The sequence below is a fragment of the Streptococcus sp. AM28-20 genome, assembly GCF_003603595.1.
In the GTDB taxonomy this organism is placed as follows: domain Bacteria; phylum Bacillota; class Bacilli; order Lactobacillales; family Streptococcaceae; genus Streptococcus; species Streptococcus ilei.
In genome coordinates this window covers 888,543-910,001 of sequence record NZ_QTNK01000001.1, presented here as the reverse complement: position 1 = coordinate 910,001, position 21,459 = coordinate 888,543, and the positions used below count along the sequence as shown (strand labels likewise).

Here is a 21,459-nt window from a genome sequence, read left to right as displayed (position 1 = left end):
CGGAGTGAGTAAAGAAAGGAGTTATCATGACTTTACAAAAACTAGAGAGCTATACCAACAAAGAGATTATCAAAGAAGAAGTTGAGATTTTAACCACTATTTTAGAAGACATTGCTAAAAATTTGGTGAGTCCAGAAACCTTTGATAAGATTCTTGAATTGAAAAAACTATCTGTCTCAAAAGACTATTTAAAATTAGATCAAATTGTTAGAGAGCTATCAAATGAAGAGATGATCGTGATTTCTCGATACTTTGCCATTCTCCCCTTATTGATTAATATCTCTGAAGATGTCGATTTGGCTTTTGAAATCAATCATCAGAATAATGTGGGACAGGACTATCTAGGGAAACTATCGTCAACCATCCGCCAGGTGGCTGAGACTGAAAATGCTCAGGAAATTTTGGAACGCCTCAACGTGGTACCAGTATTGACAGCTCATCCGACCCAAGTGCAACGGAAAACCATGTTGGACCTAACCACTCAGATTCACAGCCTTTTGCGCCAACACCGGGATGTAAAAGCAGGCTTGATGAACGAGACCAAATGGTACAATAATTTGCGTCGAAATATTGAAATTATGATGCAAACCGATATGATCCGTGAAAAGAAACTCAAGGTAACCAATGAGATTACCAATGTCATGGAATACTATAATAGTTCCTTCCTTCAGGCTGTTCCTAACTTAATGTTGGAATACAAACGTCTTGCCAAGGAGCAAGGGATCGAGTTACAGCAACCTAAACCGATTACGATGGGAATGTGGATTGGTGGAGACCGGGATGGGAATCCTTTTGTAACTGCTGAGACCTTGAAGCGATCAGCTACCATTCAAAGTGAAGTTATTCTAAACTACTATATTCAGAAAATATCTAGCCTATATCGGAATTTCTCCCTTTCTACCAATCTTTCAAAAACCAGTCAAGCGGTTGAAGAGATGGCGGCCCGTTCGAGTGATACCTCTGTCTTTAGAGAGAAGGAACCCTACCGTCGAGCCTTCCATTATATTCAATCCAAATTGGTCCAAACCTTATTGAATATTAAGGAATGGTCAGTAGTTGGCTCAACAGTAGATGAGCGCCATCCGATTGAACGTCTTCTCGGTGCTCACACCCATCAACAAGGAGTGGTTTCCGATTATATCGGTACCCGTATCAGTGGTGCTATCCAAGAGTTGGCAGAAGATCGTCCTCCTTATTACGAAACAGTTGAAGAATTTAAACAGGATTTGACCCTGATTCAAGAATCATTGATTGAAAATAAGGCAGAGGCTTTAATCTCAGGTGAGTTTGCTGAGTTATTAGAAGCAGTAGAGGTCTTTGGTTTCTTCTTGGCTTCGATTGACATGCGTCAAGATTCGAGTGTTCATGAAGCCTGTGTGGCAGAACTATTAAAAGAAGCAGGGATTAATGATCACTACAGTGATTTGTCAGAAGACGAAAAGTGCGAGTTGCTGTTACAAGAGTTGTTAGAAGATCCTCGGATTTTATCTGCTACCCATGCAGAAAAATCAGAATTGCTTGAGAAAGAATTAGCTATTTTCCAAACAGCGCGTGAATTAAAAGACCGCTTAGGAGAAGATGTCATTCGTCAAACCATTATTTCTCATGCAACCAGTGTATCGGATATGCTTGAGTTGGCCATCATGTTGAAAGAAGTGGGACTGATTGACAAGGAAAGCGCACGTGTGCAAATTGTTCCTCTCTTTGAGACGATCGAAGACTTGGATCAATCAGAAGATACGATGAGAAAGTATCTGTCACTTCCAATTGCTAAACGCTGGATTGCTTCTAAGAACAACTACCAAGAAATTATGCTTGGATACTCAGATAGTAATAAAGACGGTGGTTATCTATCTTCTTGTTGGACTCTTTATAAGGCCCAACAACAATTAACAGCGATTGGCGACGAATTTGGTGTCAAGATCACCTTCTTCCATGGCCGTGGTGGAACGGTTGGTCGTGGTGGTGGCCCAACCTATGAAGCTATCACCTCACAACCATTGAGATCCATCAATGATCGAATTCGTTTGACTGAGCAAGGTGAGGTCATTGGCAACAAATATGGGAATAAGGATGCAGCTTATTACAACTTAGAAATGTTGGTCTCTGCAACGATTAACCGGATGATTGCTAAGAAGAAGAGTGAAAAGAGCATGTCCGACCAGTACAATGAGATTATGGATCAGATTGTCAATCGTAGCTACGATATTTATCGTGAACTGGTTTTTGGCAATGAACATTTCTATGATTACTTCTTCGAATCCAGTCCAATTAAGGCCATTTCTAGTTTCAATATTGGTTCGCGTCCAGCAGCCCGTAAGACCATCAAAGAAATCGGTGGCTTGCGTGCCATTCCTTGGGTCTTCTCATGGTCACAGAGCCGCGTGATGTTCCCTGGCTGGTACGGTGTAGGATCTAGTTTTAAAGAATTTATTGATGCAGACCCTGAAAACATTGAAACCTTGCGTTATATGTACCAAAAATGGCCATTCTTCAAGTCTCTTCTTTCAAACGTAGATATGGTGCTCTCAAAAGCCAATATGAACATCGCATTTGAATATGCCAAGCTGTGTGAAGAAGAGGAAGTTCGTGATATCTTCAATATTATCCTGGATGAATGGCAACTGACCAAGGATGTTATTTTACAAATTGAAGGGCATGATGAACTCTTAGCTGAGAACCCTTATCTAAAAGATAGTTTAGATTATCGTATGCCATACTTTAATGTTCTGAACTATATCCAATTAGAATTAATTAAACGCCAAAGACGTGGTGAATTGCCTGCAGATCAGGACAAGTTGATTCATATCACAATCAATGGTGTCGCGACAGGATTGCGTAATTCTGGTTAATCGTGAACCCTAAAAACCAATCTCAATTAGAGGGATTGGTTTTTTACTGGAATAAATTGGAAATGTTTGTGAAAAAACAGAAAATAGGAGAGAAATAATGAAATAACTAGCTGTTTGTTTCAAAGAAGTAATGGAAGTATAAATTCACAAACTTCCATTTGGACAAATTCATTTAAGAAAAAAGAAATAAGAAAAAAAGCTAGTAAAACACTTGCAATTTAGACGAAATTTGATAAAATAGTAAGGAAAGTTAGACTGTATTGCCTACTGTCTATCTATAAAATATATTTTATTGGAGGCTTTTACTCAAATGGCAAAAGAAAAATACGATCGTAGTAAACCACACGTTAACATTGGTACTATCGGACACGTTGACCACGGTAAAACTACCCTAACTGCAGCTATCACAACTGTTTTGGCACGTCGCTTGCCTTCATCAGTTAACCAACCAAAAGACTATGCGTCTATCGATGCTGCTCCAGAAGAACGCGAACGCGGTATCACCATCAACACTGCGCACGTTGAGTACGAAACTGAAAAACGTCACTATGCTCACATCGACGCTCCAGGACACGCGGACTACGTTAAAAACATGATCACTGGTGCTGCCCAAATGGACGGAGCTATCCTTGTAGTAGCTTCTACAGATGGACCAATGCCACAAACTCGTGAGCACATCCTTCTTTCACGTCAGGTTGGTGTTAAACACTTGATCGTCTTCATGAACAAAGTTGACTTGGTTGACGATGAAGAATTGCTTGAATTGGTTGAAATGGAAATCCGTGACCTTCTTTCAGAATACGATTTCCCAGGTGATGACCTTCCAGTTATCCAAGGTTCAGCTCTTAAAGCTCTTGAAGGTGATTCTAAATACGAAGACATCATCATGGACTTGATGAACACTGTTGATGAGTACATCCCAGAACCAGAACGCGATACTGACAAACCATTGCTTCTTCCAGTCGAAGACGTATTCTCAATCACTGGACGTGGTACTGTAGCATCAGGACGTATCGACCGTGGTATCGTTAAAGTCAACGACGAAATCGAAATCGTTGGTATTAAAGAAAAAATCCAAAAAGCGGTTGTTACTGGTGTTGAAATGTTCCGTAAACAACTTGACGAAGGTCTTGCAGGGGACAACGTTGGTGTGCTTCTTCGTGGTATCCAACGTGATGAAATCGAACGTGGACAAGTTATTGCTAAACCAGGTTCAATCAACCCTCACACTAAATTCAAAGGTGAAGTTTATATCCTTACTAAAGAAGAAGGTGGACGTCACACTCCATTCTTCAACAACTACCGTCCACAGTTCTACTTCCGTACAACTGACGTAACTGGATCTATCGAACTTCCTGCTGGAACTGAAATGGTAATGCCTGGTGATAACGTGACTATCGACGTTGAGTTGATCCACCCAATTGCCGTTGAAAAAGGTACTACATTCTCTATCCGTGAAGGTGGACGTACTGTTGGTTCAGGTATGGTTACTGAAATCGAAGCTTAATTCGATCTAGTTCCCAGATTAACAATTATATAGACAGACAAAAAACCCCGTGAAGACGGGGTTTTTATTATGCTAAAAAGCAAAATGATCTTGTGCAACCTTTCATTATGACGAAAATTATGGTAAAATAGGTTATATAAAATTAGAAAAACGAGGTGTGTGAAATGTCACGTAAACCATTTATTGCTGGTAACTGGAAAATGAACAAAAACCCAGAAGAAGCAAAAGCATTCGTTGAAGCTGTAGCATCAAAACTTCCTTCATCTGACCTTGTTGAAGCTGGGATTGCAGCTCCTGCCCTTGATTTGACAACTGTTCTTGCTGCGGCTAAAGGTTCAAACCTTAAAGTTGCTGCTCAAAACTGTTACTTTGAAAACGCTGGTGCCTTCACTGGTGAAACTAGCCCACAAGTTTTGAAAGAAATCGGTACTGATTACGTCGTGATCGGTCACTCAGAACGTCGTGACTACTTCCATGAAACTGATGAAGATATCAACAAAAAAGCAAAAGCAATCTTTGCTAATGGTTTGCTTCCAATCATCTGTTGTGGTGAGAGCCTTGAAACTTACGAAGCAGGAAAAGCTGCTGAATTCGTAGGTGCTCAAGTATCTGCGGCTTTGGCTGGATTGACAGCTGAGCAAGTTGCTGCATCTGTAATCGCTTATGAGCCAATCTGGGCTATCGGTACTGGTAAATCAGCTTCACAAGACGACGCACAAAAAATGTGTAAAGTGGTTCGTGACGTTGTAGCAGCTGACTTTGGTCAAGAAGTAGCTGATAAAGTACGTGTTCAATACGGAGGTTCAGTGAAACCTGAAAACGTTGCAGAATACATGGCTTGTCCAGATGTTGATGGAGCTCTTGTTGGTGGTGCATCACTTGATCCAGAAAGCTTCTTGGCATTGTTGAACTTCGTAAACTAATGCAGAATAAAAAAGGCGAGGGACTTCTCGTCTTTTTCATATGAAAAAACCAGCTAGAAGGCTGGTTTTTTTTTATGAACGTCCTAAGATTCGTTTGATCAAGGACAAGGTTTTAAATTTCAGAGGATTTGGGTAATATCGGAAGGTTCCCATCTTACGGACAATATATCCGTTGAAGTTTTGTTTGAAACGAAGAACACCGTCTGAGCCGTCAAAGATTCCTTGAATGCCTAGGAAATTGTATAAGGTGATTCCTTTTTCTAGTGCGCGCTTCATTGCATGGTATTGAATCAAGAAGGCGGCAGAAAATTTCTGATATTTGGTATACGAACCACCAAATAAATAGGTCACTTCTGATGGATTATAGATGATGAGGGCGCAGGCCAAAGGAACAGTTTCAGCAGTTTCATCAGCCAAGGTCTCTCGGACAATTGTCTTTTGTTTCTCTAATTTTTGTAGCTGTTGCTCATATTGTTTAGATGAAGGATTTAGTAAGGAAATCTTCTGGTCTAAGTAAGCAAGTGCATCAGTTGTATTGATTTCAGCAATGAGAAATTCTGCATTATCCTTAAAGGTATCATAGAGATCGTAGTAGTAGTCTAGACTCTTGTCTTCAAATCCTTGACGTTTTCCAGTTTCTTCAATAATTTTTTTAAACTGAGGGATCTCATCTCTACTAATATTTCGGATGGAAATGTCATAGTTAAGGGCAGTCGTAATATTACGGCTACAGTTTTTGTTGAAGGATTTTAGGAGAGATTTCGCATCATAATCAGTTAGGTCTTTCAGATAATGCCAAACAGGTTCTCCTCCTGGATAGCCTACTTGTAAGCCATCAAATTGATAGCCAAGATCCAGTAATGAATGGAGAAGTTGTTTTTGCTCTTCTTCGGTCGGGTTTCCATTGCTATCGAAAACTTGATAGTGGTCATAAGGTTTTAAAATAAATTCGATACCACCATTTTCTTTTACATAATCCTGCAATGCTTCGTAAAAATCTGGTAGGTAGCGAGCATCCGTCACGATTGGTCCACTATTGATTTCGTAATGCAAGCCTCCCGTCATGGGTAGGCTATATAAAATGGCAGAGATAGCTAATGTTCCTTGCTCTTCCCATCCAATATATTGAATAGTTGCGCCTCTTTTTTGAAGCAAATCAGCCATTTCAATACTCTGTAAAAAAGAGTGATTGGAAGTAGTGAGAGAGTGTTGGTAAAATTCTTCCCTACTAATAATATTGAATGTCATAGGTCACCTTACTGTTTATTTCTTAGTTTTTTTCGTAATTGATAGGCTTTGTTAACAAGGGGATAAAGAATACTTGTTGGGAGGTTGAATTCGCCAACAAATTCTTCGATCATTGGATTAAATTTTGACTTGAAGTGGTAGAGTCCTCCATCTAAATGGTTCTCAACTCCTCCCATATTTTGCCAATCAGCTCCACGGTCAAAGGCATGCTGGGCTGTTTCATACCAAGTCAAAATAGCTGGTTGATAACGGCGGAAGTTCTCATCCATCCCTGCATAGACATTCTCTGAAGTGCCTCCAAATTCAAGAGTCAAGGTTCCAGAAAGAGAAACGATTTCTTGGCCGTCTTTTAGCTCTTGATTGAGAAATTGGATTTCTTCTTCCAAACGTTCTTTTTCTTGACGGTTGTTGTCAATCTTGCCTGGTTTTGTTTTTTCGTTAAAACGACTAGCTTCTGCTTGATTTTTTTCCAGTTGCTCTTTGAGTGAAGCAAGGCGTTGAGCCAAGTTAATTCTTGATAGAGTGATGTAAGATTGTCCTGCATAGGTTGTTAGCAGTTTCTCATAATAGTCTTTTCCACGAAGATGGATACCTTTACGAGCCTCTGTTTTTTTCATTAGAGCTGCAAATTCGTCTAAGAGTTCAGTGCCTCCAAAGATGACTTCGACTCCTTTATTTCGGGCGGTCCGAATGGCTTGCTTGGTGGATTTAGACAGTTGGTCCTCTGTGAAGTATTCCTTGTAGATATTGGCCTGGAAACGTGGTTGAATGGTTTCCCCCATATCTTCCGTCCGACCAACCCATTCCACTCCACATTCTTTTAAAGATTGGATAATCTCTAAAGTAGCCTCTTGATCCTTTGCCTCTTGGCCAATTAACCCTTTTCTAAGGAAAAGAGAGGGATCAAATTTGGCGAAAACAGCTCGCTTGCTTTTAGCATATGTTTTGATGGATTGGAGCATAAAGGCCACTAATTCGCTATTTTGGTAATCCATTATAGGTCCACGTGGGATATAGAGCATAGTAAAACCAAGTGGGAGTGGTTGGATTAAAATACTTGCAACTGCAACTAGTTTTTGATCTTGGTAAATCCCAAGGCGTTCATTGCCCCAGTTATCTTTGATCTTTGCCCAATCTGAGCTTTGAAGCAAATTGGTCTGGGGGCTATTTTTAACGAATTCATCATGTTCTTCGGCTGTAATACCGATTTTATAACTATACATTAATGGAGTACCCACTTTCTAAGGGCGTAAGCGACACCCGACTCATCGTTGGAGCGAGTGATGACTTTAGCGATCTTTTTTAATTCAGGACTGGCATTGTCCATTGCTACAGGGAGACCAGCAACCTCTAGCATGGCCTGGTCGTTTTCTTGATCTCCGACCGCCATCACTTGGTCTGGACTTAGGTTTAACTTGGACGCTAACTGTAAGAGAGCTTGACCTTTATTTACTGTCTTAGGTAAAATCTCAAGGTAAAAAGGTGCGGAACGCACAATCGTAAAACGGTCGTAAAAATTATCCGGAATAGCGGAGAGGACCGTTTCTAAGACTTCCGGTTCGTCGACATACATACACTTGAGAACCGTATGATGCTCCATTTCTTCAGGAGTCCGATAGAAAAGATCCGAGTGGACCAATTTGGCTTCATGGACGGTATAGGTACCAATGTTACGATTAGCTGTATAAATGCCAGACTTGGTACTAGCGTGCATAGGAACAGCTAACTTACGAGCTAGCGCTTCAATATCCAAATAATCGTTGTAGGAGAGGTGTTCTTCATAGAGAGTTTCACCAGTGTGGGCGTCTTGAATCAGTCCCCCATTGAAGGTGATGACGAGGTCACCTGGTTGATCCAAATGAAGTTCCTCCAACAATCGAAGGACACCAGAACGAGGACGACCAGTTGCTAAGACAACATGAACCCCTTGAGCTTTGGCATCTTGGATAGCCTGGAAAACTTCGGGGGTTACTTGGCCGTCAGACGTTAAAAGGGTTCCATCGATATCCAAGGCAACAAGTTTAATGTTCATGTTTCTCTCCTGTGAAGGTATCGTTAATAATATAGGACTGGAATAATTGTAGTTGAGGTGTAAACAAGCTATTTTCAAGCAACATTTCTTTCGGGAAATAGAAGCGGTTATCCCCTTGTCTACTACCAGCTAAGGAAGCAACGATAGGAGAGAGTAAGGATAGCTCAGCTAATTTACCATCCTTTTGGATGATCTCAATTTGAGTACGAGGTTTTTCTGAATCTGGTCGGTAAACGTCGTAAGGAAGGTCAAAGTTTCGATGGATAGCTGTATAATAGATCGGATCAAAACCAACCTCTTGAATCAGTTGTTTGAGAGCAGCTAATTGTTTTTCATCCTTATCTTGAAAGAGAATGGATTTGAAAACCTTGCGATTGATAAAACGCTGGGCCAAATCAGAGAGAACAGAATCAGGACTCTCCATCCAAGATTGAAAATAGGTATTCATGACGCCGTCGTCCAAAGCCAAGTAATCGGCAAGGTTCACTTGGTGTTCAAAGAATGGAATCAAGCGAGGTGAAGTCGCGTGAAAGAACTCCTTGTGCGTAGCATAGAGATGACGTGCTCGCTTGAGTAGGTTTTGCAATAGGACTTCCATTGCTCTAGTGGCTGGGTGAAAGTAGACCTGCATATACATTTGGTAACGAGAAACAACATAATCTTCAACCGCATGCATCCCATTGACCTGAAAGGCAATCCCGTTTTCTACTGGACGAATAACACGCAAAATACGAGTTAAATCAAAGTTTCCGTAAGAGGCACCAGTGAAGTAGGCGTCTCGTAGAAGGTAATCCATGCGATCGACATCAATCTGACTAGAAATTAACTGCACCACTTGTTTATTAGGGTAGGTGTGGTCGATAACACTGGCTACCTTTTGAGGGAAATCTGGAGCTACTTGAATTAAAATCTGGTAGATTTCCGTATCAGGACAGGTAATGATTTCCTGGGTCATTTTTTCATGATCTGTATCAAATAGTCCTTCAAAGGTATGTGAATAGGCCCCGTGTCCAATGTCATGGAGCAAGGCGGCAACCATGGTAAGGAGGGATTCACTCGAGTCCCATTGGTCGGTATATTTCTCATCAAAGATAGATAAGATACGACGAGCAATTTCGTAGGCTCCTAGACAGTGCGAAAAACGACTATGCTCGCCCCCATGAAAGGTAAACCCAGAGGTTCCCAACTGTTTGATGCGACGTAGTCGTTGAAATTCTTTTGTATTAATGAGCTTGTAAATGACTGGGTGATCCACGTGGATATAGTTGTGCACAGGATCCCGAAATACTTTTTCATTCATGCCTCTATTATAGCAGAAAACAGCTTAAATTGGTATCGAGAGATGGTTGCAATAGGAAAAAGAAAGAAGTTTTTGGTAAAATAAAGGAAAGAGAGAAAGGATGGGAACTTTTGAAAATTAGAATACAAAATCAGATTCAATTTGATGATCAACTCGAAGTGATGGATCAATATTACGAAGGGGAATGGAAGGAAAAGGGTGGCTATCACTATCTGCTTTACGTCAACGAAGAAGGAGAAAAAGTAGCTTTGAAATTCCATGATCAAGAATTGACCATGACTCGCTTCTCAACTCCAAAATCCATCATGAAATTTATGGCTTCAGAGAAAGGCCATGCACTTATTCCGACTCCCCAAGGCATGCAACAATTTGTGATTGATACCAAGGAATATGCATTAGAGCAAAATAAGCTTGGTTTGTCCTATCAGTTGTTGACGGCAGATGAAAGTCAGCAATTCGCTACCTATCACTTAGAATTGACTTGGGAAGACTAGTTTATCAGTAGTTTTTCTTGATTTTTTTACGAGTTGTGGTATAATGAAACCACTCAAGGGAGTAGCTGGCGGGAAACCGCGATAGTGTCGTCATTACGAATTATTTCCGGCACTATATTAAACAGCGAGACTTGTTTTTTTAAAAAACAGGCCAAAAAAGGAGGAGACTGTTTTGTCAAAAGAACAAAATAAAGACTTGTTTTACACACAAACCGCAGAAGAAGTCCTAAAGAAATTGGATTCATCTATCGAAGGTTTGTCAACTGCTCAAGCTCAAGAACGTTTAGCGACTTATGGTCGTAATGAGTTGGAAGAGGGCGAGAAACGTAGCCTACTAGCTAAATTCCTTGATCAATTTAAGGATTTGATGATTATCATCTTGCTTGCGGCAGCGGCACTTTCTGTGATTACAGAAGGGATGGATGGTTTAACAGATGCTATTATCATCTTGGCCGTTGTTGTCTTGAATGCTGCCTTTGGTGTTTACCAAGAAGGTCAAGCAGAAGCAGCCATTGAAGCTCTGAAAAATATGTCTAGCCCCATGGCCCGTGTTCGTCGTGATGGTCATGTTATTGAGATTGACTCGAAAGAATTGGTACCTGGAGATATCGTCTTGCTTGAAGCTGGAGATGTGGTGCCTGCAGATATGCGCTTGTTTGAAGCGGCTTCCCTTAAAATCGAAGAAGCAGCTCTTACAGGGGAATCTGTCCCAGTTGAAAAAGATGTGACAGGACTTGTTGAAGCGGATGCTGGTATCGGGGACCGTGTTAACATGGCTTACCAAAACTCAAACGTAACTTACGGTCGTGGTATTGGTGTTGTGACTAACACTGGTATGTATACAGAAGTTGGTAAGATTGCAGATATGTTGGCTAATGCCGACGAGACAGAGACACCATTGAAGCAAAGCCTGGAACAATTATCTAAGGCCTTGACTTACTTAATCATTGTGATTGCAGTGATTACCTTCTTGGTTGGTGTCTTTGTTCGTGGTGAACATCCATTAGAAGGTTTAATGGTGGCGGTAGCCCTTGCGGTTGCGGCTATTCCAGAAGGACTTCCTGCTATTGTCACCATCGTTCTCTCTTTGGGAACGACAACCCTTGCAAAACGTAATTCGATTGTCCGCAAATTGCCAGCGGTTGAAACTCTTGGTTCAACAGAAATCATCGCATCTGATAAAACAGGTACCTTGACTATGAACCAAATGACGGTTGAGAAAGTTTATACCAACGGTCAATTGCAAAGCTCGGCATCTGAAATTGCTGTTAGCAATAATACCCTCCGTATCATGAACTTTGCCAATGACACCAAGGTGGATCCATCTGGCAAGCTGATTGGTGATCCAACGGAGACAGCTCTTGTACAGTTTGGTTTGGACCACAACTTTGATGTTCGTGAAGTCTTGAAGGATGAGCCACGTGTGGCTGAATTGCCATTTGACTCAGACCGTAAACTCATGTCTACCATTCATAAGGAAGCAGATGGCTCTTACTTTATCGCTGTGAAGGGTGCCCCTGACCAATTGCTCAAACGCGTGACACGCATCGAAGTCAACGGAGAAGTTCGCCCAATCACAGAAGAAGATAAAAATGCTATCCTTGCTACCAACAAAGACTTGGCCAAACAAGCCCTTCGTGTCTTGATGATGGCTTATAAGACCAGCAATGAAATTCCAACCTTGGAATCTGAAATTGTTGAATCTGACCTTATCTTCTCTGGTTTGGTCGGCATGATTGACCCTGAACGTCCAGAAGCTGCAGAAGCTGTTCGTGTCGCTAAGGAGGCGGGCATCCGTCCAATCATGATTACTGGTGACCACCAAGATACAGCGGAAGCTATCGCCAAACGTCTCGGTATCATCGATCCAAATGATACAGAAGACCATGTCTTCACAGGGGCTGAATTGAATGAGCTCTCTGATGAAGAATTCCAAAAAGTCTTCAAGCAATACTCTGTTTACGCGCGTGTATCGCCTGAGCACAAGGTTCGGATTGTGAAAGCATGGCAAAAAGAAGGCAAGGTTGTTGCCATGACTGGTGACGGGGTCAACGATGCGCCATCACTTAAGACTGCTGATATTGGTATCGGTATGGGGATTACTGGTACAGAGGTTTCTAAGGGAGCTTCTGATATGGTCCTTGCCGATGATAACTTCGCAACCATTATCGTAGCAGTTGAAGAAGGACGTAAGGTCTTCTCCAATATCCAAAAATCCATCCAATACCTCTTGTCTGCTAATATGGCTGAGGTCTTCACTATCTTCTTTGCAACCCTCTTTGGTTGGGACGTTCTTCAACCAGTGCATCTATTATGGATTAACTTGGTAACAGATACCCTACCAGCTATCGCTCTTGGTGTGGAACCAGCTGAGCCAGGTGTCATGACCCACAAACCTCGTGGACGTAAGTCCAACTTCTTTGACGGTGGGGTCTTTGGAGCCATCCTATATCAAGGAATCTTCCAAACTATCTTGGTACTTGGCGTATACGGATGGGCAATTCTTTTCCCAGAGCACCAGAGTCACGCAGAAATCCATGCGGATGCCCTTACTATGGCCTTTGCAACTCTCGGTTTAATCCAATTGCTCCATGCCTTTAACGTGAAATCGGTCTATCAATCGATCTTTAAAGTGGGACTCTTCAAGAACAAGACCTTTAACTGGTCTATCCCAGTAGCCTTTATTCTCTTAATGGCAACCATTATGGTACCTGGATTTAATAAACTCTTCCACGTTTCAAACTTGAGTTTGACGCAATGGTTGGTGGTTGCTGTAGGTGCAATTATGATTGTGGTTCTTGTTGAAATTGTCAAAGCCGTCCAACGTGCACTCGGTAAGGATAAAAACGCTATTTAAGCATTGAAAAGTCATCTTCAGATGGCTTTTTTTGTGTGCAGAAATGTTTGGGCATATTTCTTGAGTCCAGAATTGATTTTTGATAAACTAGACGACAGTTTGAAGAAAGGAAACTATATTATGAAAAAGTTTTTTGCTGAAGTAATCGGCACATTTATGCTTGTCTTTATCGGGACTGGCGCTGTTGTTTTTGGAAATGGGACTGAAGGTCTTGGTCATTTAGGAATTGCCTTGGCATTTGGTTTGTCTATTGTTGCAGCAGCATACTCTATTGGGACTGTTTCTGGTGCCCACTTGAACCCAGCTGTTTCTATTGCTATGTTTGTCAACAAACGCTTGTCATCTAAAGACTTGGTCAACTACATTGTAGCGCAAGTAGTGGGAGCTTTCCTTGCGACTGCTTCTGTTTTCTTCCTGTTGTCCAATTCTGGTATGTCAACAGCTAGTCTTGGTGAAAATGCCTTGGCTAAAGGAGTAACTCCACTTGGCGGATTCTTGTTCGAAGTGATTGCATCCTTTATCTTTATCTTGGTCATTATGACAGTGACATCAGCTTCTAAAGGAAATGGGAAAATTGCTGGACTTGTGATCGGTTTGAGCTTGACCTTGATCATTCTTGTAGGTTTGAACATTACAGGTCTTTCTGTTAACCCAGCTCGTAGCTTGGCTCCTGCTCTCTTTGTAGGTGGTGCAGCCCTTCAACAAATTTGGATCTTTATCCTTGCTCCAATCGTTGGTGGTATCTTGGCAGCCCTTGTTGCAAAGAATCTCCTTGAAACAGAAGCATAAGCAATTTTAACGAAAAAAGAGAGTGGGACAGAAATCGGTAATTCGTTAGAATTCGATTTCGTCGTCCCACCTCCGCACAGTTGAGTAGGGCTGTAAAAGCTGATGAAATCAGCGTAGTAGAGCCCACTCAACCACTGCGTCTTGCTCGACAATCTAAAGACAATTGAGAGGCTAGGACTTTTGTCCCAGCCTCTTTTTGTTTAGCAATCAAGGATGGTTAAAGCTTGACGAAATTCATTTGCTAAATGTTGTCTTTTGTATTGATGAAATTCAGGTAAGTCCTTCACAGCATTGTAGCGTTTATGAAGACGATACATTTGGGAAATCTTGTACTGAGGGAAGGACTTGAAAAAATCCTCCGTCAATTGCCACTCACGGACATAGCCTAAGGGTCTCGTGGAGTATTGGATACCATCGATGATTCTGGAAGAATGGCGATGATGCAAGTGACCAAAGATCACATCTCTTACCCCATGTTTTACAAAGAGATCATGAAAAGCTTGACTACCTAAGAAGGCATTGAATTTCTGAAAGTAGGGGTGGCTAACGAGAAAATCCTTGTGGGGAACAAAGTGAAGAGCGACGATGATTCTACCATCTAAAGAAGCTAGTACCTGATCCAATTGGGAGAGAACTTCTTGCGTGATTGTTGGGTCGTCTAAGGGACGTTCCAATCTTCGATCAAACCAGAAAGTATTTTTGGTACGTAGGTGGACCTCCTTGCTCTTTTCAGGGACAAAGCTATAATCGTACCAACCAGCAAGACTGACTAAATGGCTATCTCCAAAGGTCTGGACTTGAAAATCATACTGATGGATTTCCTCCTCTGAGAGGTATAACATATCGTGATTGCCCAGATTAAAGGAAACAGGGAGCTGGGTTTGGAGGTCCTGAATAAAGGGGAGACTCATCTGCTTAAAGTCATTGGAAATGTCACCAGCTAGATGAAGGTGATCAATCTGTTCTTCTTGTAGGACCTGAAGGAGTTGCATGCGTTCGGCCTCGCCAAACTGATTGGAATCCAGGTGCAGGTCACTCATAAAACCAATACGTGTCATATCACTAGTGTATCACAAGTTGATAAGAAAAAGAAAGTTAACCAACATGTAACAAATCTAACAATTATGTAACAAAGGAAGTGACAACGGCTTGGTTTTATGCGATTTTTGTAGGACAAATGATTCCTACTATCTCTTACTATGTGCAAATGACGGGGTTTGTGGTATAATAGACTGATACTTAGAAAGAGGTACTTATGGATATTTCAGAAATCCGTCAGAAAATTGACGCGAATCGTGAAAAATTAGCTTCTTTCAGGGGGTCTCTTTGACTTAGAGGGTCTGGAAGAAGAAATTGCCATTTTGGAAAACAAAATGACAGAACCTGATTTTTGGGATGATAATATTGCAGCGCAAAAGACATCTCAGGAATTAAATGAGTTGAAACAAACCTACGAGAATTTCCATCAAATGACAGACTTGTTTGATGAATCCGAAATCCTTCTTGAGTTTCTCTCAGAAGATGAATCCGTTCACGAAGAGCTAGAAGAGAAGTTGATAGAGTTGGATAAGATGATGACCAGTTATGAAATGACGCTTCTCTTATCAGAACCCTATGATAATAATAATGCAATCTTGGAAATCCATCCAGGATCTGGAGGTACTGAGGCTCAGGACTGGGGAGATATGCTCCTTCGGATGTATACCCGCTTCGGAAATGCTCATGGTTTCAAAGTGGAAGTCTTGGACTATCAGGCAGGAGACGAGGCTGGGATTAAATCAGTGACGCTGTCCTTCGAAGGACCGCATGCCTATGGCTTGTTGAAATCAGAAATGGGTGTCCACCGTTTGGTACGGATCTCGCCATTCGACTCAGCTAAGCGTCGTCATACTTCCTTCACGTCAGTTGAAGTCATGCCAGAATTGGATGATACGATTGAAGTGGAAGTCCGAGATGATGATATCAAGATGGATACCTTCCGTTCAGGTGGAGCTGGTGGACAAAATGTCAACAAGGTTTCAACAGGTGTTCGATTGACCCACATCCCAACAGGGATTGTAGTGGCTTCGACGGTTGACCGGACTCAGTACGGAAACCGTGACCGTGCAATGAAAATGTTGCAGGCAAAACTTTATCAATTGGAGCAAGAAAAGAAGGCGGCTGAGGTGGACTCCTTAAAGGGTGATAAAAAAGAAATCACCTGGGGAAGTCAGATTCGCTCCTATGTCTTTACACCATATACCATGGTGAAGGATCATCGTACGAGTTACGAAGTAGCCCAAGTTGATAAAGTAATGGACGGAGATATTGATGGCTTTATTGATGCCTATTTAAAATGGCGTCTCAATTAAAGCCCTCCTTCTATATAAATTGTGGAAAGGAATTTTCAATACATGTCAATGATTGAAATGAAAGATGTTGTCAAAAAGTATGACAACGGAACGACAGCTCTTCGAGGAGTGACCGTTCATATTGAACCAGGAGAATTTGCCTATATTGTAGGACCTTCTGGTGCAGGGAAATCAACCTTTATTCGCTTGCTTTACCGTGAGGTGAAACATGATAAAGGAACCTTGAAAGTAGCTGGTTTTGACCTAGATAAAATTAAAAAACGCGATATTCCGATGTTGCGTCGAAATGTTGGGGTAGTCTTCCAAGACTACAAATTGCTTCCTAAAAAGACGGTATATGAAAATATTGCCTACGCAATGGAAGTAATTGGAGAGCGTCGTCGCAACATTAAGAAACGCGTTATGGAAGTGCTAGATCTTGTTGGTTTGAAACACAAGGTTCGTTCATTTCCAAATGAGCTTTCAGGTGGTGAGCAACAACGGATCGCCATTGCGCGTGCTATTGTGAACAATCCTAAAGTATTGATCGCGGACGAACCGACAGGGAACTTGGACCCAGATAATTCTTGGGAAATTATGAATCTCTTGGAGCGAATTAATTTACAAGGAACCACTGTTTTGATGGCGACTCATAATAGCCAAATTGTAAATACACTTCGTCACCGTGTTATCGCCATTGAAAATGGACGTGTTGTACGGGATGAAGCGGAAGGAGAGTACGGATACGATGATTAGAAGATTTTTCCGCCATCTCATTGAATCATTTAAAAGTTTAAAACGGAATGGCTGGATGACCATTGCTGCGGTTAGTTCGGTGATGATTACACTCGGACTAGTAGCGATTTTTGCCTCAGTGATTGCGAATACGATTAAGCTATCAGATGATATTCAAAATAGTGTACGAATTGTTGTCTATATGCGCAAGGATATACAAGATCAAAGCCCGCAGATAGAAAAAGAAGGGCAGATGGTTGATAATGAAGACTACAAGAAAGTCTATAATGCATTGACAGCCATGAAGAATGTTGATAAGGTTGAGTTCTCTAGCAAGGAAGAACAATATGAAAACTTGATCAAGACTGCCGGTAACAACTGGAAAATTTTTGATGGGGATGCCAATCCTCTCTATGATGCCTATTTTGTAGAGACAACGGCTCCTAAATATGTGAAAGAAGTTTCCAAGGCCGCTAAGAAAATTGAAGGGGTGTCTGAAGTAAAAGATGGAGGAGTTGATACTCAACGTCTCTTTGCTCTCGGAAACTTCATCCGTATTTGGGGCTTGATTGGTGCCGGTTTACTAATCTTTATCGCAGTCTTCTTGATTTCCAATACGATTCGGATTACCATTATTTCACGGAGTCGAGAAATCAAGATTATGCGTCTGGTAGGTGCTAAGAGTGGCTATATTCGTGCTCCTTTCCTTTTGGAAGGTGCGTGGATTGGCTTGATTGGTGCAATTCCACCTGCTCTCTTGCTCTATTATGTCTATAATATTGTCTACAAGTCCATGTACAATACCCTACAAGATCAGAAATTGTTCTTATACAGTCCAAACATTCTTGTTCCGATTATGGTCGGTGGATTGTTTGGTCTCGGTATTTTAATTGGAGCGATTGGCTCATCTATTTCAATGAGACGTTTTTTGAAGATTTAAGAATATAAAAGAGAGGCTGGGACAAAAGTCCTAGCCTCTCAATTGTCTTTGGATTGTCGAGCAAGACGCAGTGGTTGAGTGGGCTCTACTACGCTAATTTCATCAGCTTTTATAGCCCCTACTCAACTGTGCGGAGGTGGGACGACGAAATCGAATTCTAACGAATGACCGATTTCTGTCCCACTCTCTTTTTTAACGATTTCGAAAGAAGGGATTAAACATTTTTTCATGACCGATGGTGGTATCATTGCCATGACCTGGGTAAACTGCATAAGAGGATGGAAGAGTGAGCAATTGTGTCTCGATGCTTTCTAGGAGTTGGGGACCGCTTCCTGTCGGCAAATCGGTCCGTCCAATGGTTTCTCGGAAAAGGGCATCACCTGTCAAGACGAGATGATCGTTAGGAAAAACAATAGAGACACCTCCGATGGAATGTCCGGGTGTGTGAAGGACATAAAAATGGAAGTCCTTCAAATGGTAAGCTGTTCGGTAGTCAAAATGCTTTTCGGCTGGCTGGCAGATCACATCCATTAAGTCAGAATGTCGGTCTAGTCCGGAAAGATTGTCCACAGGACTTTGGAGCCAAGTCGCTTCATGAGCATCTACATAAACAGGTGGATGGCCATAAGTTTCCCGCACTTTCTCTAAACTCATGATATGGTCGTAGTGGGTATGGGTTAGGAGAATAGCAGCAATTGGTTTTGCGAGATGATCAATGCGCTTTCGGATATTTTCCCAAGCACTGCCAGGGTCAACAACGAGAAGATCGTGCTCGTTTTCAAGTAGGTAGGTGTTTTCATAAGCGATGGGGTTGACAATACGGTGGATTTTCATAAGAGCTCCTTTCTCTATTAGTCTATCAAAAATATGATAAAATAGCTGACTAAAACGCCTCTAGAAACCGAAGAATCATCGCTTGGTTGGATTTGGCTCCTTCAATGTCATAAAAACCCAAGCAAAGCGAGTCGGAAAATGATATAATTTTAAGTGCTATGACGACGAATGTTAAAAGAAAATATGCTGTCGTGGACCTGGAAGCAACCAGTGCAAGCAGCAATGCAAAAATAATTCAAATCGGGATTGTCATCATTCAAGATGGGCAGATTGTAGAGACCTATGAGACAGACGTCAACCCGCATGAACAACTAGACGAACATATTCGCCAACTGACGGGAATTACCAATCAGCAACTAAAAAAGGCTCCTGATTTTTCACAAGTGGCCAGACAAGTTTACGAAATGATTGAAGATGCTGTCTTTGTTGCTCATAATGTCAAATTTGATGCCAATCTCTTGGCAGAATCTTTGTTTTGGGAAGGATTTGAGCTCACAACACCCCGGATCGATACGGTTGAATTGGCTCAAGTCTTTTTCCCAACCTTAGAAAGATACAATTTAAGTAGCTTATGCGAAGAATTAGCGATCCCCTTGGACCATGCTCATTCAGCTATATCAGATGCCCAAGCAACCGCCCAGCTCTTTCTTAAGCTTCGTGAAACGATTGCTTCCCTACCAAGAGAATTGGTGGAAACCTTGCTGCCATTTTCTGATAATCTAATTTACGAGTCGAGACTCTTGATAGAGGATGCTTTCGAGGATACGGTAGCTTTTCATGGTGAGGACTTGACCTCCCGTCATGGGATTTTTCTTCGTAAGCCCCTTATCAGGAGCGATGCTAAGAATTTTTCTGATCAGTTTGATATTAATATCCAGTTGATGGGGATGGAAGCCCGCCCCTTGCAGAAAGAGTTTGCTCAGGCAATCGAAGAAAGTCTTCAGTCCTCTAGAGATGTAGCCACCTTTGTTGAGGGTCCTACTGGGATTGGAAAAACCTATGGCTACCTCCTTCCTTTACTAGCGCATACAAAGGACCAGATTGTTGTTAGTGTTCCGACCAAGGTCTTACAAGACCAAATCATGCAGCAGGAAGCAAAGATGATTGAGGACGTTTTTCAGACCTCTTTTCATAGTTTAAAGAGTCCTCAAAATTATTTAAAACTAGATGCCTTCTATCAAATTTTGCATGAACCTGAGGAAAATCGCCTCTGGAATCGGTTCAAAATGCAATTATTGGTCTGGTTGGCTCAAACAAGGACAGGTGATCTAAACGAAGTGGGGCAGCTTCATCGCTACGGGAATTTTGTTCAACGAATCCGTCATGATGGGAACCTATCAAAAAAATCTTTATTTTACACAGAAGATTTTTGGCGTCTCGGTCAAGAAAAAGCCAAAATGAGCCGAGTCGTGCTTACCAATCATGCCTATCTATTGACTCGTTTAGAGGACGATCCTTCATTGGTAGAAAATCGAACCCTAGTGGTGGATGAAGCACAAAAACTTTATTTTTCATTGGAGCAGTTTTCAAGGGCTTCCTTATCACTATCTGATTTCATGCTAGATCTGCAGCGTGAGATAGAAACAGAAAAATCCTTGTTGAAACGGAGGATCCTTGAAAGTCTCCAATTTGAATTAAATGCCATCCTCAAACATCTTGAATCAGGCAACAAAAAGATAGAGCTGAGAGCAGAACAGGTTCAAAAGATTCGCCAGGATTTATCTGAACTAGATAGTCCAGTTTTAGCGGAATTAAAAACGGTCTTTGACCCTCGTTTTCAAATTTTTTGGATTGACCGGACACAAGAGGACCAGCATCCGATTATTCGACTGCAATCTGGAAGAGAGGGCTTGGTTTCGCTTCAGGACTTTATTCCGACGACCACTAGACTTCTTTTGGTCTCAGCTACCTTATCGATTAGTAAAAAGGTCAATCTAGCTTCGATTTTAGGAATTGAGAACTACCAATTCATCGGGAAAGAACTGTCCTACCATCAAGGTCAAACCATCTTCATTGATCGAGAATTTCCTGATTTGACCAACCTGACTCAAGAGGAGTTAGCAATCTCTTTAGCGCGATATTTGGATGAACTAGCAGCTACTGGCTTGCCTCTCTTTGCCTTGTTTACTTCCAAAGACTTACTTCTAGCAACTTCACATCAGATGACAGTGAGTCATCTGGCTCAGTATAAAAATGGCGAAGCGGCAAATATTAAACGGCGATTTGATAGAGGGGAAGCTTCCGTTCTATTAGGATCCGGTAGCTTTTGGGAGGGTGTCGATTTTGCCCAGCAAGCAAAAATCATTCAAGTCATTCCTCGTATTCCTTTTGATAATCCAAGTGATTTTTTCGTACAAAAGCTACATGAAACCTTGCGTCTAGAGGGGAAAAATCCTTTTTATGATTATAGTTTGCCACTAGCTATCTTACGCTTAAAGCAGGCTCTTGGACGCTCGAGTCGTTCAAGCGAGCAAGAATCTCTGGTTATTTTATTAGATCAACGCTTATTAAACCGTCAATATGGCTCGCAGATTCAAGCCAGTTTAGAGAAAATCGCTCCTCTTGTCATCGCTAAGACAGGAGAAGTAAAAGAAGTTGTTGAACAATTTAGGAGTTAA

General features: G+C 41.6%; 16 protein-coding genes. 10 read left to right on the top strand and 6 right to left on the bottom strand.

Features of this window, described 5'->3' with window-relative positions:
- Positions 1 to 26 precede the first annotated feature (26 nt).
- The 3 genes from ppc to tpiA all read left to right on the top strand — a co-directional run bounded on the left by ppc (position 27) and on the right by tpiA (position 5,282).
- Positions 27 to 2,852, top strand: a complete 2,826-nt coding sequence (gene ppc, locus DW738_RS04700) for a phosphoenolpyruvate carboxylase (protein WP_023023856.1) — start codon at positions 27 to 29, stop codon at positions 2,850 to 2,852.
- A 310-nt stretch (positions 2,853 to 3,162) separates the two neighbouring features.
- The gene (tuf, locus tag DW738_RS04695; protein ID WP_023023854.1) at positions 3,163 to 4,359 is read left to right on the top strand and encodes an elongation factor Tu; all 1,197 of its coding nucleotides are present in this window, start codon (positions 3,163 to 3,165) and stop codon (positions 4,357 to 4,359) included.
- A 164-nt stretch (positions 4,360 to 4,523) separates the two neighbouring features.
- Positions 4,524 to 5,282 carry a triose-phosphate isomerase gene (gene tpiA / locus DW738_RS04690; RefSeq protein ID WP_023027078.1) on the top strand — a complete coding sequence of 253 codons (759 nt, stop codon included), beginning with the start codon at positions 4,524 to 4,526 and terminating at the stop codon, positions 5,280 to 5,282.
- 72 nt (positions 5,283 to 5,354) lie between these two features.
- Here the strand turns inward: tpiA and DW738_RS04685 are convergent, their stop codons facing one another.
- Genes DW738_RS04685 through DW738_RS04670 form a run of 4 tightly spaced genes read right to left on the bottom strand, consistent with a single transcriptional unit; the run spans position 5,355 to position 9,862 of the window.
- Positions 5,355 to 6,530 carry an aminoacyltransferase gene (locus DW738_RS04685; protein WP_023027077.1) on the bottom strand — a complete coding sequence of 392 codons (1,176 nt, stop codon included), beginning with the start codon at positions 6,528 to 6,530 and terminating at the stop codon, positions 5,355 to 5,357.
- 8 nt (positions 6,531 to 6,538) lie between these two features.
- On the bottom strand, positions 6,539 to 7,753 hold the full coding sequence (locus tag DW738_RS04680) for an aminoacyltransferase (protein ID WP_123160468.1): 1,215 nt from the start codon (positions 7,751 to 7,753) through the stop codon (positions 6,539 to 6,541).
- Positions 7,753 to 8,562 carry a sugar-phosphatase gene (gene yidA, locus DW738_RS04675; protein WP_120701763.1) on the bottom strand — a complete coding sequence of 270 codons (810 nt, stop codon included), beginning with the start codon at positions 8,560 to 8,562 and terminating at the stop codon, positions 7,753 to 7,755. The genes DW738_RS04680 and yidA overlap by 1 nt, the downstream gene beginning before the upstream one ends.
- Positions 8,552 to 9,862, bottom strand: a complete 1,311-nt coding sequence (locus DW738_RS04670) for an HD domain-containing protein (RefSeq protein ID WP_123160467.1) — start codon at positions 9,860 to 9,862, stop codon at positions 8,552 to 8,554. The genes yidA and DW738_RS04670 overlap by 11 nt, the downstream gene beginning before the upstream one ends.
- Before the next feature lie 110 nt (positions 9,863 to 9,972).
- Here DW738_RS04670 and DW738_RS04665 point away from each other — a divergent pair, with 110 nt between their 5' ends.
- The 3 genes from DW738_RS04665 to DW738_RS04655 all read left to right on the top strand — a co-directional run bounded on the left by DW738_RS04665 (position 9,973) and on the right by DW738_RS04655 (position 14,002).
- On the top strand, positions 9,973 to 10,356 hold the full coding sequence (locus DW738_RS04665) for a DUF1934 domain-containing protein (protein WP_120701764.1): 384 nt from the start codon (positions 9,973 to 9,975) through the stop codon (positions 10,354 to 10,356).
- Between the two features lie 172 nt (positions 10,357 to 10,528).
- Positions 10,529 to 13,213 carry a cation-translocating P-type ATPase gene (locus DW738_RS04660; RefSeq protein WP_123160466.1) on the top strand — a complete coding sequence of 895 codons (2,685 nt, stop codon included), beginning with the start codon at positions 10,529 to 10,531 and terminating at the stop codon, positions 13,211 to 13,213.
- 120 nt (positions 13,214 to 13,333) lie between these two features.
- Positions 13,334 to 14,002: an MIP family channel protein gene (locus DW738_RS04655; protein ID WP_123160465.1), complete on the top strand. Its 669-nt coding sequence runs from the start codon at positions 13,334 to 13,336 to the stop codon at positions 14,000 to 14,002.
- A gap of 200 nt (positions 14,003 to 14,202) precedes the next feature.
- Here DW738_RS04655 and DW738_RS04645 read toward each other — a convergent pair whose 3' ends face one another.
- A complete protein-coding gene (locus tag DW738_RS04645) occupies positions 14,203 to 15,060 on the bottom strand; it encodes a metallophosphoesterase (protein ID WP_123160464.1) in 858 nt (285 codons plus the stop codon).
- 197 nt (positions 15,061 to 15,257) lie between these two features.
- Between DW738_RS04645 and prfB the strand changes: the two genes are divergently transcribed.
- The 3 genes from prfB (at position 15,258) to ftsX (ending at position 18,007) form a co-directional block, all read left to right on the top strand.
- A protein-coding gene (prfB, locus tag DW738_RS04640) for a peptide chain release factor 2 (protein ID WP_111674402.1) occupies positions 15,258 to 16,353 on the top strand; the annotation gives its coding sequence in 2 pieces (ribosomal slippage) (positions 15,258 to 15,329 and positions 15,331 to 16,353; 1,095 coding nt in all).
- Positions 16,354 to 16,395: 42 nt separating this feature from the next.
- Entirely contained in the window at positions 16,396 to 17,088 is a 693-nt protein-coding gene (ftsE, locus tag DW738_RS04635) for a cell division ATP-binding protein FtsE (RefSeq protein ID WP_023023829.1), read from the top strand.
- Positions 17,081 to 18,007, top strand: a complete 927-nt coding sequence (gene ftsX / locus DW738_RS04630; RefSeq protein WP_123160463.1) for a permease-like cell division protein FtsX — start codon at positions 17,081 to 17,083, stop codon at positions 18,005 to 18,007. Before ftsE ends, ftsX begins: the two co-directional genes overlap by 8 nt.
- Positions 18,008 to 18,199: 192 nt before the next feature.
- Here the strand turns inward: ftsX and DW738_RS04620 are convergent, their stop codons facing one another.
- Positions 18,200 to 18,841: an MBL fold metallo-hydrolase gene (locus DW738_RS04620; RefSeq protein WP_023027068.1), complete on the bottom strand. Its 642-nt coding sequence runs from the start codon at positions 18,839 to 18,841 to the stop codon at positions 18,200 to 18,202.
- A 158-nt stretch (positions 18,842 to 18,999) separates the two neighbouring features.
- On the opposite strand from DW738_RS04620, the gene DW738_RS04615 reads away from it, so the two are divergent.
- Positions 19,000 to 21,459 carry a bifunctional DnaQ family exonuclease/ATP-dependent helicase gene (locus DW738_RS04615; protein ID WP_123160462.1) on the top strand — a complete coding sequence of 820 codons (2,460 nt, stop codon included), beginning with the start codon at positions 19,000 to 19,002 and terminating at the stop codon, positions 21,457 to 21,459.

What these genes read in the sequence shown, in the direction of transcription:
- DW738_RS04685 (WP_023027077.1), bottom strand. Translation starts at nt 6,530, where the DNA reads ATGACATTCAATATTATTAGTAGGGAAGAATTTTACCAACACTCTCTC.
- ppc (WP_023023856.1), top strand. Translation starts at nt 27, where the DNA reads ATGACTTTACAAAAACTAGAGAGCTATACCAACAAAGAGATTATCAAA.
- DW738_RS04655 (WP_123160465.1), top strand. Translation starts at nt 13,334, where the DNA reads ATGAAAAAGTTTTTTGCTGAAGTAATCGGCACATTTATGCTTGTCTTT.
- yidA (WP_120701763.1), bottom strand. Translation starts at nt 8,562, where the DNA reads ATGAACATTAAACTTGTTGCCTTGGATATCGATGGAACCCTTTTAACG.
- tpiA (WP_023027078.1), top strand. Translation starts at nt 4,524, where the DNA reads ATGTCACGTAAACCATTTATTGCTGGTAACTGGAAAATGAACAAAAAC.
- DW738_RS04670 (WP_123160467.1), bottom strand. Translation starts at nt 9,862, where the DNA reads ATGAATGAAAAAGTATTTCGGGATCCTGTGCACAACTATATCCACGTG.
- DW738_RS04620 (WP_023027068.1), bottom strand. Translation starts at nt 18,841, where the DNA reads ATGAAAATCCACCGTATTGTCAACCCCATCGCTTATGAAAACACCTAC.
- DW738_RS04680 (WP_123160468.1), bottom strand. Translation starts at nt 7,753, where the DNA reads ATGTATAGTTATAAAATCGGTATTACAGCCGAAGAACATGATGAATTC.
- DW738_RS04645 (WP_123160464.1), bottom strand. Translation starts at nt 15,060, where the DNA reads ATGACACGTATTGGTTTTATGAGTGACCTGCACCTGGATTCCAATCAG.
- ftsX (WP_123160463.1), top strand. Translation starts at nt 17,081, where the DNA reads ATGATTAGAAGATTTTTCCGCCATCTCATTGAATCATTTAAAAGTTTA.
- ftsE (WP_023023829.1), top strand. Translation starts at nt 16,396, where the DNA reads ATGTCAATGATTGAAATGAAAGATGTTGTCAAAAAGTATGACAACGGA.
- DW738_RS04615 (WP_123160462.1), top strand. Translation starts at nt 19,000, where the DNA reads ATGACGACGAATGTTAAAAGAAAATATGCTGTCGTGGACCTGGAAGCA.
- tuf (WP_023023854.1), top strand. Translation starts at nt 3,163, where the DNA reads ATGGCAAAAGAAAAATACGATCGTAGTAAACCACACGTTAACATTGGT.